Source organism: Candidatus Thiothrix putei, assembly GCA_029972225.1.
In the GTDB taxonomy this organism is placed as follows: Bacteria; Pseudomonadota; Gammaproteobacteria; order Thiotrichales; family Thiotrichaceae; genus Thiothrix; species Thiothrix putei.
The window spans coordinates 3,992,098-4,006,547 of record CP124756.1 but is presented as its reverse complement, the minus strand read 5'-3'; the positions used below and the strand labels follow the sequence as shown (position 1 = coordinate 4,006,547).

Annotated in this window: 17 protein-coding genes; 9 read left to right on the top strand and 8 right to left on the bottom strand. The window is 52.4% G+C overall.

The window, feature by feature from the left end; all coding sequences use genetic code 11:
• Positions 1–6 precede the first annotated feature (6 nt).
• The 4 genes from QJT81_20605 to QJT81_20590 are packed head-to-tail and all read right to left on the bottom strand — an operon-like array spanning position 7 to position 2,758.
• Positions 7–534 carry a DUF1566 domain-containing protein gene (locus QJT81_20605; protein WGZ94153.1) on the bottom strand — a complete coding sequence of 176 codons (528 nt, stop codon included), beginning with the start codon at positions 532–534 and terminating at the stop codon, positions 7–9.
• Between the two features lie 48 nt (positions 535–582).
• Positions 583–963: a DUF1566 domain-containing protein gene (locus QJT81_20600; protein WGZ94152.1), complete on the bottom strand. Its 381-nt coding sequence runs from the start codon at positions 961–963 to the stop codon at positions 583–585.
• Complete coding sequence (locus QJT81_20595) at positions 926–2,260, bottom strand: IS4 family transposase (protein ID WGZ94151.1); 1,335 nt, start codon at positions 2,258–2,260, stop codon at positions 926–928. Before QJT81_20595 ends, QJT81_20600 begins: the two co-directional genes overlap by 38 nt.
• Positions 2,261–2,278: 18 nt before the next feature.
• Positions 2,279–2,758 (bottom strand): thioredoxin fold domain-containing protein, encoded by a 480-nt coding sequence (locus QJT81_20590; protein ID WGZ94150.1) that lies wholly within the window; start codon positions 2,756–2,758, stop codon positions 2,279–2,281.
• A 215-nt stretch (positions 2,759–2,973) separates the two neighbouring features.
• On the opposite strand from QJT81_20590, the gene QJT81_20585 reads away from it, so the two are divergent.
• Entirely contained in the window at positions 2,974–3,402 is a 429-nt protein-coding gene (locus QJT81_20585; GenBank protein ID WGZ94149.1) for a transposase family protein, read from the top strand.
• Here the strand turns inward: QJT81_20585 and QJT81_20580 are convergent.
• A protein-coding gene (locus QJT81_20580; protein WGZ94148.1) for an ISKra4 family transposase occupies positions 3,399–4,708 on the bottom strand; the annotation gives its coding sequence in 2 pieces (ribosomal slippage) (positions 3,399–4,496 and positions 4,499–4,708; 1,308 coding nt in all). The two genes, QJT81_20585 and QJT81_20580, sit on opposite strands and share 4 nt — an antisense overlap.
• Before the next feature lie 49 nt (positions 4,709–4,757).
• Between QJT81_20580 and QJT81_20575 the strand changes: the two genes are divergently transcribed.
• Both QJT81_20575 and QJT81_20570 read left to right on the top strand, forming a co-directional pair.
• Entirely contained in the window at positions 4,758–5,306 is a 549-nt protein-coding gene (locus tag QJT81_20575; protein WGZ94147.1) for a transposase family protein, read from the top strand.
• Positions 5,307–5,457: 151 nt separating this feature from the next.
• Positions 5,458–6,453, top strand: a complete 996-nt coding sequence (locus tag QJT81_20570; GenBank protein WGZ94146.1) for an IS30 family transposase — start codon at positions 5,458–5,460, stop codon at positions 6,451–6,453.
• A gap of 180 nt (positions 6,454–6,633) precedes the next feature.
• Here QJT81_20570 and ilvD read toward each other — a convergent pair whose 3' ends face one another.
• A complete protein-coding gene (ilvD, locus tag QJT81_20565; protein ID WGZ94145.1) occupies positions 6,634–8,484 on the bottom strand; it encodes a dihydroxy-acid dehydratase in 1,851 nt (616 codons plus the stop codon).
• A 131-nt stretch (positions 8,485–8,615) separates the two neighbouring features.
• On the opposite strand from ilvD, the gene QJT81_20560 reads away from it, so the two are divergent.
• The gene (locus tag QJT81_20560; GenBank protein ID WGZ94144.1) at positions 8,616–9,659 is read left to right on the top strand and encodes a RyR domain-containing protein; all 1,044 of its coding nucleotides are present in this window, start codon (positions 8,616–8,618) and stop codon (positions 9,657–9,659) included.
• A gap of 9 nt (positions 9,660–9,668) precedes the next feature.
• On the opposite strand, the gene nadA is transcribed toward QJT81_20560, so the two are convergent.
• Positions 9,669–10,721: a quinolinate synthase NadA gene (nadA, locus tag QJT81_20555; protein WGZ94143.1), complete on the bottom strand. Its 1,053-nt coding sequence runs from the start codon at positions 10,719–10,721 to the stop codon at positions 9,669–9,671.
• A 218-nt stretch (positions 10,722–10,939) separates the two neighbouring features.
• Between nadA and QJT81_20550 the strand changes: the two genes are divergently transcribed.
• The 4 genes from QJT81_20550 (at position 10,940) to QJT81_20535 (ending at position 13,630) form a co-directional block, all read left to right on the top strand.
• A complete protein-coding gene (locus QJT81_20550) occupies positions 10,940–11,833 on the top strand; it encodes a (Fe-S)-binding protein (protein WGZ94142.1) in 894 nt (297 codons plus the stop codon).
• A 34-nt stretch (positions 11,834–11,867) separates the two neighbouring features.
• A complete protein-coding gene (locus QJT81_20545) occupies positions 11,868–12,026 on the top strand; it encodes a hypothetical protein (protein WGZ94141.1) in 159 nt (52 codons plus the stop codon).
• On the top strand, positions 11,983–12,132 hold the full coding sequence (locus QJT81_20540; protein ID WGZ94140.1) for a hypothetical protein: 150 nt from the start codon (positions 11,983–11,985) through the stop codon (positions 12,130–12,132). The genes QJT81_20545 and QJT81_20540 overlap by 44 nt, the downstream gene beginning before the upstream one ends.
• Before the next feature lie 76 nt (positions 12,133–12,208).
• Positions 12,209–13,630, top strand: a complete 1,422-nt coding sequence (locus QJT81_20535) for a transposase (GenBank protein ID WGZ94139.1) — start codon at positions 12,209–12,211, stop codon at positions 13,628–13,630.
• 36 nt (positions 13,631–13,666) lie between these two features.
• Here the strand turns inward: QJT81_20535 and QJT81_20530 are convergent, their stop codons facing one another.
• The gene (locus QJT81_20530) at positions 13,667–13,981 is read right to left on the bottom strand and encodes a hypothetical protein (GenBank protein ID WGZ94138.1); all 315 of its coding nucleotides are present in this window, start codon (positions 13,979–13,981) and stop codon (positions 13,667–13,669) included.
• A 184-nt stretch (positions 13,982–14,165) separates the two neighbouring features.
• Here QJT81_20530 and QJT81_20525 point away from each other — a divergent pair, with 184 nt between their 5' ends.
• Entirely contained in the window at positions 14,166–14,438 is a 273-nt protein-coding gene (locus tag QJT81_20525) for a hypothetical protein (GenBank protein WGZ94137.1), read from the top strand.
• Positions 14,439–14,450: the final 12 nt, after the last annotated feature.

Here is a 14,450-nt window from a genome sequence, read left to right as displayed (position 1 = left end):
TGTACCTCACTCATCGACGCGCACTAGACGCACATACCTTTGCTTATCTCTAGAAATAAAGCCATTGTAAGCAAAATCAAAGTTGAGATACCACGCATAACCTCTACCCGCTATAGAAGATGACCAGAAATCTCCCAAGGGGCTATCGGGAAAGGCTGTGGCATTGATAGCAGGAGCATAACAGCGGGTTTCAATAATCGATTCCAATTCCTTTATATTAGCTAAACGCCAGCCTATCTTGCCCGCAAATAGGGTCTGATTAGCAATCGCTGCTCTATCAAACATGGCTTGCCAGTTGTAAGCAACCGCAGTGCCGTTACACTTTTTGTTGACAGTATCCCACGTTTGTCCTTCTGCACACCTTTTCCACATTAAGCCAGTCTGTTTATCGGTAACTGTACCGTTTTGATCATCTACATTAAAGCTAGTGTCAGGCGTGTTGGCAACGATGGCGTTATTGCACACCTGAGAATAACCGATGACTGGCAACACTAATAAAATACCTGCCATCAGGGTATGGGTTACGTTTCGCATTGAATACCTCCTGGTTGTCTATCAAGATAGTGAAATAGTGAACACCCGTTATTTGCCATCACGCACTAAACGCACATACACCGCAACATCTTTATTAGATTGAAAGACATAGCCTACACCTAATGTAACCCACACCTGCTGAGGATCAAAGGCATACGTTGATGAGGTTGTAAAACCTGTCTGTGTGTTTGGAAAATATTCGGGAGTCGGTGTTGTAGAAACATCTATTAGATTCACCATTTCTTCGCGTGTGGGTAATCGCCAGTCTTTCGCACCACACCAACCTTCTGTATTCACTTTCTGCATATAAGCATTAGTATCACATGGGCTAGTATTACCACACGCCCCACCATTTTGTTTACCACTGTTACCCCATCTCCTTATACACAAATCAGTCCATTCCCAACTCACTAGCCATCTGAATGCCATAAATGCAGTCCAGCACGCGTGAGTAGCCTAACCAGATACTTTTAGCCCCCGGTTCGCCGTCGGATTTTCTGCCCAGAAAGCCCCCCAGTTCTGCGAGATTGCGGATCACTTGATTGAGGGTAGGTATGCCATCGGGTAGTGCTTTTTTGCCGAGTCGGAAGGAGACTTTCCATTCCAAGGGGTCAAACACCAGATCAGCAGGAAGTTCTGGACAGGTACGCCCCAACCGCATCAGAAACATAATCCGCCAGGCCACCATGATGTAGAGCGCGAGGGCTTTTTCGATGCGCTCTTTGGTGTCCAGTTGCAGTTTTTCGACGCGACAACCGACTTTCAGAACATCAAAAAACATCTCGATTTCCCAACGCGCCCGATACCAGTCGATGAGTTCACAGGCGGCATCGGCGGTCTCTACACAACGGTTGGTGACTAAACGCCAAATGAGGGGCGATTTTCCGGCGGGTGGGTTGATTTCTTTGGCTTGCACCAAGGTCAATAGCATCGGATGCTTACTCTTGGGACGCAAGGTATAACGTAACACCTTGATTTCTTGTACCACTTTACGGGGCTTTTCACCCTGCTTGCGCGGTTTGGTAAAAGTGATACGAGTCAACGCTTTTTGTTGATCAATGGCATCCCACAGTTTGAGGTCATCCCCCAAAGCCCGGTTATGTTGCGCCCGTATCAGCAGGTCAGCCGGGTAATCCAAGGCTTGCGCCCGTTTGAGTAAGTCATAAAAGTCGCTTTCACGGTCGCCAGTATAGATGAGGCGGTGTTCAGGGCAGCGTGCCGCCAGTTCAGCTACCCGTTCATACCCTTCAATCCAGCGGCGGCTTTCTTTGATGCTGGGGTTGGCTTGGTCGGCAGCTTTGCTCAATCCCCGTGACCACATCCACGTATCGGTGATGCCCAACGGCAAACGTTCTGGGGTAATACACAAGGTCGGATGCAGGTACATCCCGCGTTGCTTGTCGTAGGATAACCGCCCTAAACCCTCGGTTTCTTGTCCATTGAAGTCCAGTTCGGTCGTATCTTGAATACACAGGATAATCCGCGAATCTTGTTGACGAATTCGGCACTCTGTCGCTTCAAAGTGGGATGCCATCAAAGCATCATGGCTCACCGCTTCATTCCAGAAGAAACGGTACGTCGCCAAGGTGCTTGACCAACTTTGGCAAGCCTTAGGGATGCTGGACTGGGGGGCTTTCAGCATGGCTTTGAGGATATGGGCGGCTCGTGTTTCGAGACGCTTGTCTCCCAAATCAAGATCGGTGAGTTCGGTAGATGACCAGTTCATGAGTGAAAATTGCTTATCTTACATCAGCTTGGGAACTTGTGTATAAGGAGATGGGTAATAACCGTTAACACGCAGTACTTCTGTTCCCGCTTCATCCAGAAACAATAAAACGGGAGTAGCCAACACGTCTTTTTCAGCAGCAAAATCTGCCTCATTCAATACCGTGCCAGATATGTCAGTGACGGGTTTGGTTCCCTTCATATTGATGGGGATCACCTCAAAATATTGACGGGTCTTGTTAGCGATGTCGGGGTTGCCGAAGTCGTGTTTTAGCAGTTTTGCGCAGAATGGGCAGCTATCTTGATAAAAATACAAGATGATTTGCTTATTATTACGTGTTGCGGTGGTGATATTATGAGGCAGATTTGCGGGTGGTTGTTTAAACCAATCAGGCTTTTTAACAATGGTCGTGGGTGATGGGACGGTAGTTTGCTCTGCAAAGACCACCGGTGTTTCTAAAAAACAAATAATCAAACCAATGAGGACTAGTGCTTTCATGTTGAAGTACCTCAACTATTGACAATAGAACGGAGTTCATGACCTTTTGTGCGCCACTATACTTGATGAGACAGGGTGTAGTTTTTATCGTTATTGCTTATTAGACATTATCTATAAAAAAATGAAATATATAAATAATAATTATCAATGGCAAGATACACAGCCAGAGTGTAAATTCCTGACAGTAATAATAGCCTAGAGTAGGGACTAACGGCATGGCGGAGTACAGTTTTAACGCATTGAAATCCAATGAAAAGGCATTTGTTGCCATGACCAGTCTCAACGTTAAGGAGTTTTTGGGTTTGCTCGAACGGTTCAGTGCAGCTTACCAAACTGACCTACACGCCCGGGGCAAACGTGTTGATGAGACGCGGGGTCGTTCTGATGGGAAACTGGCATTAATAGAAGACAAACTGTTTTTCATTCTGTTTTACCTGAAGACCTATCCTTTACAAGAAGTGCTGGCGTATTCATTTGATCTTCCCCAAAGTGTGGCAAACCACTGGATACACCGCTTGTGTCCCGTATTACAAAGTGCATTGGATAACATGGGACATAAGCCCATTCGACTATCCTCAGAATTAATGGAACGGCTAGCAGAAGAAGGGCAGGGTGTGAACGGAAGTGATGCCCGGACACATTAAGCAGCGTTGCAGGCGGAGAAATTCTGCCAATAATCATTCCATCCGCCATTCAGGCGAGTCACGCGAAGGGCGAGCATGGGATCGACATTCTCTGCTGCCCACCAAGCACCCGGCTTTTTCAGGTGTGCTTGTACGACAAAGCGGTGAGCACTTTCAATTTCGCCGGAGCCGATAGGGCGTCCCTGCCGGATAGCCCCGGCATAATCCACTTGCTCACGTCGGTTATTGAGGTAGCGGTAAGCTTTCCTGACAGGAGCTTGCGCATCCACTGTGGCGGGAGCTTCCAGATGAGGCAACAGGGCTTCCAGTACCTTGGCAGAACGGTTGGCTTTCAATTCCGCTTGCCGCTGCTCCAGCCATGCGTCGGTGTCAGAGGAGCAGGAGGGGGCGGCTTCCGCGAGGTATTCGCTCAAATGGTAAAAATCCACCAGATAAGCACCCTGACTGCCAAACCAGTGTTCTATCTGGTCGGCAATCCAGACCGCCCCGTCGCCCACGCCATGAATGTCGGTTGCCCGTCCAAAGCCTGCCTGACAGGCACAATGGTACAGGTGTTGTCCGGCCTGTTCCGTGCCGCCGTTAAACGTTCCGCCATAAAACCGGCGGGTGCTCCCCAATTCGCGGGCAATGCACAGCTTTAATTCTTGCCAGTTCAGGGTTTTACCTTTGCGGCGGTCAGCCGCTTCCGGGGCGCTCGTGACAATGGGAACCATGCCGCCATCCATTTCCACCAGCACACAGGCTTTTCCCGTGCGCTCAGGCCGGGTCGTTTCCAGTACCGTATTGTCCAGCATCAGACGTCCATGACGTTCCGTTGTCTGCCGGATCGTTTCCGGGGGCAAGCTGATGCCATAATGTTCCTGAAGTTTTTCACTCACCTGCCGGAAAGGATGATCCGCCCCAAAATCCGTGACCACCCGTTGCAGCGGCGCGGATACTCCCCGGCAACGCACCGCCGCACTGGCGGAAAAAGGCCGTTGCAGGCACGTACCTTGGCGAAACAACCGTTCGTTTACTTCAATCTGTCCGTAGGTACTGTGCCAGTAGAGTTTTTTTGACCCATAGGACGCCAACCCGCTGTCTGTTGCCCTTGATCGGCGGCCGCTGCTTCATGCTGTTGTGCCCAGCCGGATAGCGCATCGTGCCCCAGTTGGCGCAGGGTTTCGATGATCTGCCGTTCTGCTTCATCGGCGCGTTTCAAGTCGTCACTGCTGGATTCCATAATGGTTAGGATCGATTCAATCCGTTCCTGAAGTGCGGGATGACGGGCAAGGCGTTGGGCGAGCTGCGTTGGTTTGTCTAACATCGGGGGGACTCATTTAATGGTAATGGCAATATTTACCGGATATTAGACCATGCATCACTTCCGGTCACACCCAGAAGGGCAACAGGAATTGATTATTGACGGAACAGAGCGGAGAATCCAGCGCCCCGTGGATAATGATGTCCAGCGCGAATACTATAGTGGTAAAAAAAAAGCCCATACGGTTAAAAACAATGTCATCGTTGGCTGTGCTGACAGACATATCAAATACTTAGGGGATACTCACTCAGGCAAGAAGCATGACAAGAAAATTGCCGATGAGGAGCAGACCCAATTACCGGAGGGTTCTGTGATTTTACGTGATTTAGGCTTCAAGGGGGCTGACATGGGAAAAGGTGTCACCGTCATTGAGCCAAAAAAGAAGCCACGGAATAAATGTCTGACCCCACAAGAAAAAGAAGAAAACCGTCAAATTTCTGCCCGCAGGGTAGTCGTTGAACATATCATCAGTGGTATTAAACGCTGCCGATGCCTGAAAGATGTGTACCGTAATTTAAAAGATGACTTTGATGACCAGATTATGGAAATTGCTTGCGGACTACACAACCTGAGAAACTCCATGCGAAATCCAATCTATTGAAAGTTTTAAAAACTTTTCGATAATTATTATTTGGCGAATTCGTATCATAAGTGCATAGCCCGTTAATCGAGGCGGGATGCGATTTTCCTCATCAGGTCAGCGGCAAGATGTGGTAAAAAGCATCCCGAAAAACCACTGACAGGAGAGCTTCATGGCTTACACACACCTTACCTCTGAGGAGAGGCATTATATCGAAACCCGGCACAAGATGAAGGAATCGACGGCAACAATCGCGTTAACCTTGGGGCGCAGTCAATCGACGATCAGTCGTGAACTGACCCGCAACCGAGGGCAACGCGGCTATCGGCACAAGCAAGCGCACGCCAAAGCGCAACAACGCCATGCGGACAAGCCCAAAGCGGTCAAGTTGACCCCGGAACTGGCGGTCAGCATTGATACGCTGCTGGAACAACAATGGAGTCCTGAGCAGATCAGCGGTCGACTGAAAGCGGAAGGCAAAACGACTATTTGCCATGAAGCCATCTACCAGCATGTACTCAGGGACAAGCGTGCGGGCGGCAAGCTGTACCTGAACCTGCGCCGCCATACGAAGAAATACCGCCAGCGTTACGGCAGTAAAACGGGCAGCGTCAAAGGCATCCCCAACCGAGTGGACATTGACGAACGCCCAGCGGTAGCCAACCAGCGTGAACGGCTCGGTGACTGGGAAGCCGACACCATGATCGGCAAGGGACACCAAGGCGCACTGGTGACACTGGATGAACGCAAATCCAAGCTACGCCTAGCTTTTCCAGTGGCAAACAAGACCGCAGAAGCCGTAACCAGCAGCATTATCACCTTGCTGGACAGCTTCAAGGATTGGGTGCACACGCTCACCTTCGACAACGGCAAAGAGTTTGCCAAACATGAGCAAGTTGCCCAAGCCCTTGGGTGCGAAACGTATTTCGCCAAGCCCTACCATTCGTGGGAGCGTGGGCAAAATGAGAACGCCAATGGGCTGTTACGCCAATACTTCCCCAAGGCAATGGGGCTATTGGACGTGACCACCCGACAGGTACTGGAGGCTGTACATAAACTCAACAACAGACCAAGGAAGTGTCTGGGATTCAAGACACCTTACGAGGTGTTCCGAGAACTATCCGGCATAGAGGCCGAAAAGTTGGTGGGTTATGCACTTATTACTTGAATTCACTTTTATAGATAATGTCTATTGAGTAGCATCTGATAAAGCTGAGAATTTGTCCTGAAGTTTTTACGAAAGATACACGAAAATTTAGGCGGGAAATTTCTTGATGATTTTCATGGAAAAGCGGTATAAATAAGTAAGGGCTGCATTCTGATGAATACAGAATGCAGCCCTGATACCTTATTTTTCCAATTGGGTAACGTCACGCACAGCACCGCGTGATGCTGATGTGGTCATCGCTGCATAAGCCTTCAACGCCGCACTCACGTAACGTTCACGGTTCAGCGGCTTCCAGCCCGCTTTGCCGAGTGCATCCATCGCGCTACGACGGCTGGCAAGCTCTTCATCACTGATGCGGACATTGATGGTACGGTTCGGGATGTCGATGTCGATCATGTCGCCTTCTTGCACCAGTCCAATCGCGCCACCTTCCGCCGCTTCGGGAGAAACATGCCCAATCGACAAGCCCGATGTACCGCCGGAAAAACGCCCGTCAGTAATCAGCGCACACGCCTTCCCCAAGCCTTTGGACTTGATATACGACGTGGGGTAGAGCATTTCCTGCATTCCGGGGCCGCCGCGTGGGCCTTCGTAGCGGATCAGTACGATGTCGCCCGCCACGATTTGATCACCCAAAATGCCTGCAACGGCAGCATCCTGCGATTCAAAAATACGCGCAGGGCCGGAGAATTTGAGGATGCTGTCATCCACTCCGGCGGTTTTGACCACACAACCATCCAGCGCAATATTGCCGAATAATACCGCCAACCCGCCTTCGGTGCTGTAAGCGTGGGCTTTGTCGCGGATACAACCGTTTTCGCGGTCAATATCCAGCGTATCCCAGCGTTTGCTTTGGCTGAACGCCACTTGCGTGGGTACTCCACCGGGGCCTGCGCGGAAAAATTCCTGGCGTTTAGCATCGTCGGTCAGGCGCACATCCCACAAGGACAAGGCTTCTGCCATGTTGGTGGCGTGAACGGTGCCGACTTCGCGGTTCAATAATCCGGCGCGGTCGAGTTCGCCCAGAATCGCAAATACGCCGCCCGCACGATGCACGTCTTCCATGTGGTAAAGCTGGGTGGAAGGCGCAACTTTGCACAATTGCGGCACTTTACGGCTCAAGCGGTCGATGTCATTCATGGTGAAATTCACCCCGCCTTCTTGTGCGGCTGCCAGCAAGTGCAGGATGGTATTGGTCGAGCCACCCATGGCAATGTCCAGACACATCGCGTTTTCAAACGCTTCGATTGTCGCAATCGAGCGCGGCAACACGGATGCATCGTCCTGTTCGTAGTAACGTTTCGCCAAACCGACAATGATGCGCCCCGCTTCAAGGAACAAACGTTTGCGGTCGGAATGCGTCGCCAGCGTTGAACCGTTCCCCGGCAAGCTCAAGCCGAGTGCTTCGGTCAGACAGTTCATGGAGTTGGCCGTAAACATGCCGGAACACGAGCCGCAAGTAGGGCAGGCGGAACGTTCCATCGTTTCCACATTTTCATCGCTTTCGGCACTGTTGGCGGCGGACACCATCGCATCCACCAAGTCCAGCTTCACCAGCTTGCCGCCGATCACGGCTTTGCCGGATTCCATCGGGCCGCCGGAAACGAAAATGGTGGGAATGTTGAGGCGCAGTGCCGCGTTCAGCATCCCCGGTGTGATTTTATCGCAGTTGGAAATGCACACCAGCGCGTCGGCGCAATGCGCGTTGACCATGTATTCCACCGCATCGGCGATCAGCTCGCGGGAAGGCAGCGAATACAACATCCCGCCATGCCCCATCGCAATGCCATCATCCACCGCAATGGTGTTGAATTCTTTCGCGACACCGCCAGCGGCTTCGATTTCACGCGCCACCAACTGCCCCATGTCTTTGAGGTGGACATGCCCCGGCACGAACTGGGTGAAGGAATTGGCAATCGCGATGATCGGTTTCTGGAAATCCGCATCGGTCATGCCGGTCGCACGCCACAACGCGCGTGCGCCAGCCATATTGCGACCGCCAGTGGAAGTGCGGGAACGGTAAACGGGCATGGTGTACTCCTGAACGAAACTTGGTATAAAACCGCATTCTAGCGCCGATAGGCGGGGGAGTCATATTATCTCACTGCTTTTGCGTTACACTCCCTAGGATCATGTTCTTCTCTGCTACGACGGATGCACAAATGCTAATAGTTAATGATAATAAAGCAGCCATTACCCCTGCTGTGGATGCAGTCGATACCCCAGAAAACTGGCTGGCACGCTGGTATTTCAATCAATATCCACCGCATGTGTGGGCAGACCAGCACGGGCAACAGCAAGTGCATCTGGTCTTTGCGGGGTTCAGCCCGCTGGTAGAAGCGTTAATGTGCCAATACGCTAAAATTTCGCCCTACAAAGATTTTGCACCACCGGTGTTTACATTGATTGATCAGGATGCAGAAACGCACCGTCAGGCGTTGGTGGCACGTTACCCGGCGTTTGCCAATGGCAGGGCAGGTGCTGAGCAGGTTATCGCGGGGCTGTACGCACTGGCATGTGATGTTGATTGCCATGTGGATACCCGGCAACTTGCGCCGCTACCGATAACGGCGGTGGTGTGCGGTGCTGCGGATACGGCCTGGAATCTGGCGTGTGCGTTGCATTTACGCGAAGTGCTGCGGCAAGACGTGCCGTATTACGTTTACCAACCCTACGCCCATCCTGCACCACTGCCCGCAGGCTTGATCCCCTTTGGTATGCCTGAGCAACCGGATCAGGCACAAATCGAGGCAGTGGAACGCAATGCCCGTGCCGTACACGAGGCTTACCGGCAAACGATGCTACAGGTTGACCCGGTGATGGCAAGCGCTTCAGACAGCTTAAAGCCGTGGGAAGATTTGGCGGAAACCTACCGCGAAGCCAACCGCCGCGCTGGTGACCATTTTGCCGTCAAATTAGCCAGCCTTGGGTATGTGCCAGAACCGGGCAAACCCCTGGCATTAGCCGCTGATTTTCGTTTGGATGCGCCAGCAGAACGCCGGGAATTGCTGAGTCGACTGGAACACCGTTCATGGCGTTACGAGCGTCTATTGAACGGTTGGCGTTATGGGAAGGTGCGTGATAACCAGCAAAAGTTACACCCTTCCATCGTCTTGTGGGAGGATTTATCACCCAGTGAACGTGAGAAAGATGTCAGCCAAATGGAAAATGTACGGCAGGTGCTGATGCAGACCAGCCGCACCTAAAGACAGGTGTTACCCGCGCCGCATTTTCGCAAAATCCAACATCCGCTGGGTGGAGCGCAGTGCTTTTACCCGCACCTCCTCATCGACCACAATTTCATTATTGCCGGTTTCCAGCACTTGCAACAGGTTGTGTAAGCCATTCATCGCCATCCAAGGGCAGTGGGCGCAACTGCGGCAAGTCGCACCTTCACCCATGGTGGGGGCAGCAATGAATTCCTTACCCGGCGCGGCTTGCTGCATCTTGTAAAAAATACCGCTGTCAGTTGCCACAATGAAACGCTGATGCGGCAGGGTTTGCGCAGCTTTGATGAGTTGCGAGGTAGAGCCGACGGCATCTGCCAATTTGATAATTTCTTCCGGCGACTCTGGGTGTACCAAAATGCCTGCATCGGGGTATTGCTCAAGCATCTCACCGAGTGCGCGGAATTTGAATTCGTCATGCACCACACAGGCTGCTTGCCACAACAGCATATCCGCCCCGGTCAAACGCTGGATATAACGCCCCAGATGTTTATCCGGCGCCCACAGGATTTTCTTGCCCTGCTCATCCAGCCAGGTAATTAAATCCACCGCAATGCTGGAAGTGACCACATAATCGGCGCGTGCTTTCACTTCCGCACTGGTATTGGAATACACCACCACCGTGCGCTCAGGGTGCTGGTCACAAAACGGGATGAATTCAGACGCGGGGCATTCCAAATCCAGCGAACATTCTGCTTCCAGAGTCGGCATTAACACGCGCTTTTCGGGGTTGAGGATTTTGGCGGTTTCACCCATGAAACGCACGCCAGCCACGATCAAGGTGGTAGCTGAGTGTTCATTGCCAAAACGTGCCATATCCAGCGAATCAGACACATAGCCGCCGGTTTCTTCGGCTAATTCCTGCAAATCACGCTCAACGTAGTAATGGGCGACCAACACCGCATCTTGTTCTTTGAGCTTTTGTTTAATCTTGTCTTTGACCAGTGCTTTTTGTTCGGGGGTGTAATGCGGGTTCAGGGATTCGATATACGCCGTGCGCGGCGCTTTAATAATGGGGATAACAGGTGTTTTGGCAGTCATATCGGTGAACCCTTGTTTTGTATGGTGGAACAAGGATGGGGGATAACGCGGGAAGATTCAAGAGGAGGCTGTCTGAGTGTGTGTCTATCTCTTTTGGCTAGCCGATCCTGTCTCTTCCGTCTTGTGCGCTGCAATGTAAAACCTTGATACAGGTCATTGTTGCGATGCACAATTTTGGGTAATTTAAATGTCACATTTCCCCAAAAAGGACATTTATCGTGATTGACGCCAGCATTCTCTCCGCCGACACCGTAGTTGCCCTAGGTTACATGCTGGCTTTGGGGATTTCTCTCGCCGTTATTCTGGCTATCGCTAACCGTTTCCTGTTCGTCTACGAAGATCCGCGCATCGACGAAGTGGATTCCGCACTGCCACATGCCAATTGTGGTGCATGTGGCGAAGCCGGTTGCCGCATTTTCGCCGAAAAGCTGATTGCGGGTGAAGCACAGCCGGGGCAATGCACCGTTAATGCGCCTGCCAATAATGTTGCCATTGCCGAATTCCTCGGCGTGGATCTCGGTAATCAGGAAAAGCGCGTGGCGCGGCTGGCTTGCGCGGGTGGCAATCACGTTGCCTACAACCGCGCCAAATACGCCGGATTGCATTCCTGCCGGGGCGCGGCAATGGTGGGCGGCGGTGGCAAAACCTGTACGTGGGGCTGCCTCGGCATGGCGGATTGCGCCGACGTGTGCGAATTCGGCGCGATTTCGATGGACAAAAATGGCCTTCCGGTGGTCGATGCCGACAAATGCACCGCCTGTGGCGATTGCGTCGATGTTTGCCCGAAAAAGCTGTTTGAACTGCACCCGGTCAGCCACCAATTGTGGGTGGCTTGCAAAAATCTCCACCACGGCGCAGAGGCAGAAGCCGAATGCGAAGTGGCTTGCAATGCCTGTGGGCGTTGCGTGAACGATTCCCCGGAAGGGTTAATAACGATCAGGGACAACCTGGCAACCATTGATTACAGCAAAAACACCTTAGCCTCTCGCGTCAGCATCCAGCGTTGCCCTACCGGGGCAATCGTGTGGCTGAACCGCAAAGGGGAGACTGAAAAAGGGTCGAAAGCCAAACCCGTCATTAGAAAAAAAGCACTCCCAGTTAGCCACGCATAATCCTTTGAATCTCACTCGTAGAGGCAGTCAAACCATGTTCGGAATCAAGAAACCTGTTACCCCTACCGTCAAGTACCCCGGTACGCGCATGGCAATGGACGGCAACGCCGCTGTCATTATGTGTGAACGCGAGGCATCGGATGCAGCGGGTGCGTACCCGATTACCCCTTCCACCCAGATGGGCGAATACTGACGCGGGCTACGATGCCCAAGGCAAACTGGTGGGCGTGGCGGCGGAAGGCAGTGCGCAAGGCTATTCCGGTTCGGTGGACACCATTTACGCTTCTCAACAGTCATAAGTTCTCCCCATTCCCCCAAGCAGCACGAAATCCCTTAGAGTAGGCGTTACCAGCGACCTATTATCCAAGGGACATCATGCTAGTTGATCTATACCAGAGCCTTCACCACTTTAAAAGTGAATTTTCGCGCCAGCGAGCATGGCTATTGTTTTGCGCCATCATCCTGAGCTTTTTAGCGGCGACCGAGATGAGCGGGGTCACGTCGATGTGCCGTTACTGGTTATCGGATGAACGGGGCTACCATCGGTTGCTCCATTTTTTTCGTGCCGGGTCTTACCATCCTGAGCGGTTACGGGCGAGCTGGCAGCGGTGGGTGTTGTCCCATGCGCCGCTGGTTGAGGTGGCGGGGCGTTTGGTGGTGCTGGGCGACCATACCCATGTGGTTAAGGATGGTGGGCGGATGCCGGGGGTCGTTTCCTTGCGGGAAACCTCGGAAACCCAAAGCAAACCGGACTATTTCCGGGGGCAGTGTTGGGGAGCCGTGGGGTTGTTGGTGGGGAGCCTGTCCGCCTGTTTCTGCCTGCCGCTGAGTTTGCAAATCCATCAGGGGTTTCGGCATTTGGGGGAAGAGGATGCTAACGACCCGACACTCAAACTGGGGACACGGGTGGTGCAGATGGCGTTGTCGTTTGCGCAGGTGAATGACCGCCCGGTGTGGCTGGTGCTGGATGCGTTCTTTGCCACGGCTTCGGTGTTCCGGCTGGCACGCTCGGTTTGGTCGGTGGCGTTACAACAACCACTGGTGCAGGTCATCACCCGCGCTAAAAAGAACTATGTGGCCTACTTCCCTGCGCCACCCAAACCGCCGGGAAGGCGTGGGCGGCAACGCCAGTACGGGATGAAGCTGGTGTTGTGGGAAGCCTTTGACCATGCTGATTTTTTCCGTGAAGTGACCCTGTGCATTTATGGCAAGGAGGAGTCGGTACGCCTGATGTCCCATACCCTGTGGTGGAAACCGTTAGGGCAGCCGCTGCAATTTGTCTGGGCAGTCACTTCCCGTGGCCCCATCCTGCTGATGTGTTCGGATTTGGTGCTGGACGCGGAAACCATCCTCACCCTGTACTGCCGACGCACCCGGATTGAAACCTTGTTTGATGCCCTGAAAAATACCATGGGCGCATTCCGCTTCCACTTCTGGAGCCGTTACCTGCCGCGCCATTCCCGGCGACCTACCGCCAATCGGCATCTCAAAGCCCCCCAAGCACAGCACCTCCCCACGGTGGTGGCCTGCTGGCAGGCAATGGAAACCTTTGTGTTGTGTGCCTGCATCGCCACCGGTTTGCTACAACTGTTTTCCCTCAAGTACCATGAGGGGCTTTGGAAGCAGCAGGTCTTGTATTTGCGCACCCGTTCCCGTGAATTGCCTTCCGAGAACACCGTGCGACAGATTTTAGCACCACTACTGGCACGGCAATTACTGCGCTCTCCCCCCAAAGCCTTCTGGTGGCGAATTAACGCGGCCGTCAACGGCGATGAGGACGATGATAGGCAAACATGAACCGCTAACAGCGGGAAAATACCCATAATCAAGGTGTTAAAACAGCAGTTCAGTAAGGCTGCTGCCTAACATCATGCTTGGTTTTGGGGGAATGTCACGACTGTTGAGTAATAGCAGAACGCGGGTATTTTGCTTTTTATCAGGCGGGAATAGCTCAATAAGAACACTGCTGACGTTGATGTTATTGCTGGTAAGCGCATAAAGCTCCTTGCTCAACGGGTCATCCGGGGTAGCAGCGTAACCCAATACATCGCCGTTTGGGGTGATACCAAGGAACAATGTCCTGCCTTCATCGCGGGAAGCGATCACGTTTGAGGGGGCATGACGGCAACCTTTTAGAAGCCCAGACATGCGTACTTCCGGGTATTCGGGATACAGAATAAGTTGAGCATTCGGGGCAAGATAACGTCCGTTCTTATCGACCCAATAGAAGGTAACATCGGCTTTTGTGCGTGACGTTTTGCCTTTAGGAACTGTCCCGAAATAACTTCCCTCTTTTCTGCTAACAGCGAAAGGGGGAAGATAGCCCCTTGTAATGCCAATCAACACCGAGGATGAGCCAATGGATGTTTACCCATCAGCCATAGAAAAACAAATGCAGCGGTTCTACCAATCGCTCAATGAGCGTGACCGCCGCCGCTACGCCGCCGTGGAAGCCGTCCGGCTTGGGCACGGGGGGCAGGACTACATTTCCCGGTTATTGGACTGTGACCCCAAAACCATCCGCCACGGGTTGACGGAGTTGGAATCGGAAGATGGCTTGCCCAGCGTAAGGCAGCGAAAAAAAGGGGCGGGCGCAAACGGCTGAACGCTACGCACC

Excerpts from the sequence above, each read along its gene's own strand:
- QJT81_20605 (WGZ94153.1), bottom strand. The coding sequence starts at position 534 with ATGCGAAACGTAACCCATACCCTGATGGCAGGTATTTTATTAGTGTTG.
- QJT81_20600 (WGZ94152.1), bottom strand. The coding sequence starts at position 963 with ATGGCATTCAGATGGCTAGTGAGTTGGGAATGGACTGATTTGTGTATA.
- QJT81_20595 (WGZ94151.1), bottom strand. The coding sequence starts at position 2,260 with ATGAACTGGTCATCTACCGAACTCACCGATCTTGATTTGGGAGACAAG.
- QJT81_20590 (WGZ94150.1), bottom strand. The coding sequence starts at position 2,758 with ATGAAAGCACTAGTCCTCATTGGTTTGATTATTTGTTTTTTAGAAACA.
- QJT81_20585 (WGZ94149.1), top strand. The coding sequence starts at position 2,974 with ATGGCGGAGTACAGTTTTAACGCATTGAAATCCAATGAAAAGGCATTT.
- QJT81_20575 (WGZ94147.1), top strand. The coding sequence starts at position 4,758 with ATGCATCACTTCCGGTCACACCCAGAAGGGCAACAGGAATTGATTATT.
- QJT81_20570 (WGZ94146.1), top strand. The coding sequence starts at position 5,458 with ATGGCTTACACACACCTTACCTCTGAGGAGAGGCATTATATCGAAACC.
- ilvD (WGZ94145.1), bottom strand. The coding sequence starts at position 8,484 with ATGCCCGTTTACCGTTCCCGCACTTCCACTGGCGGTCGCAATATGGCT.
- QJT81_20560 (WGZ94144.1), top strand. The coding sequence starts at position 8,616 with ATGCTAATAGTTAATGATAATAAAGCAGCCATTACCCCTGCTGTGGAT.
- nadA (WGZ94143.1), bottom strand. The coding sequence starts at position 10,721 with ATGACTGCCAAAACACCTGTTATCCCCATTATTAAAGCGCCGCGCACG.
- QJT81_20545 (WGZ94141.1), top strand. The coding sequence starts at position 11,868 with ATGTTCGGAATCAAGAAACCTGTTACCCCTACCGTCAAGTACCCCGGT.
- QJT81_20535 (WGZ94139.1), top strand. The coding sequence starts at position 12,209 with ATGCTAGTTGATCTATACCAGAGCCTTCACCACTTTAAAAGTGAATTT.
- QJT81_20530 (WGZ94138.1), bottom strand. The coding sequence starts at position 13,981 with ATGTCTGGGCTTCTAAAAGGTTGCCGTCATGCCCCCTCAAACGTGATC.
- QJT81_20525 (WGZ94137.1), top strand. The coding sequence starts at position 14,166 with ATGCCAATCAACACCGAGGATGAGCCAATGGATGTTTACCCATCAGCC.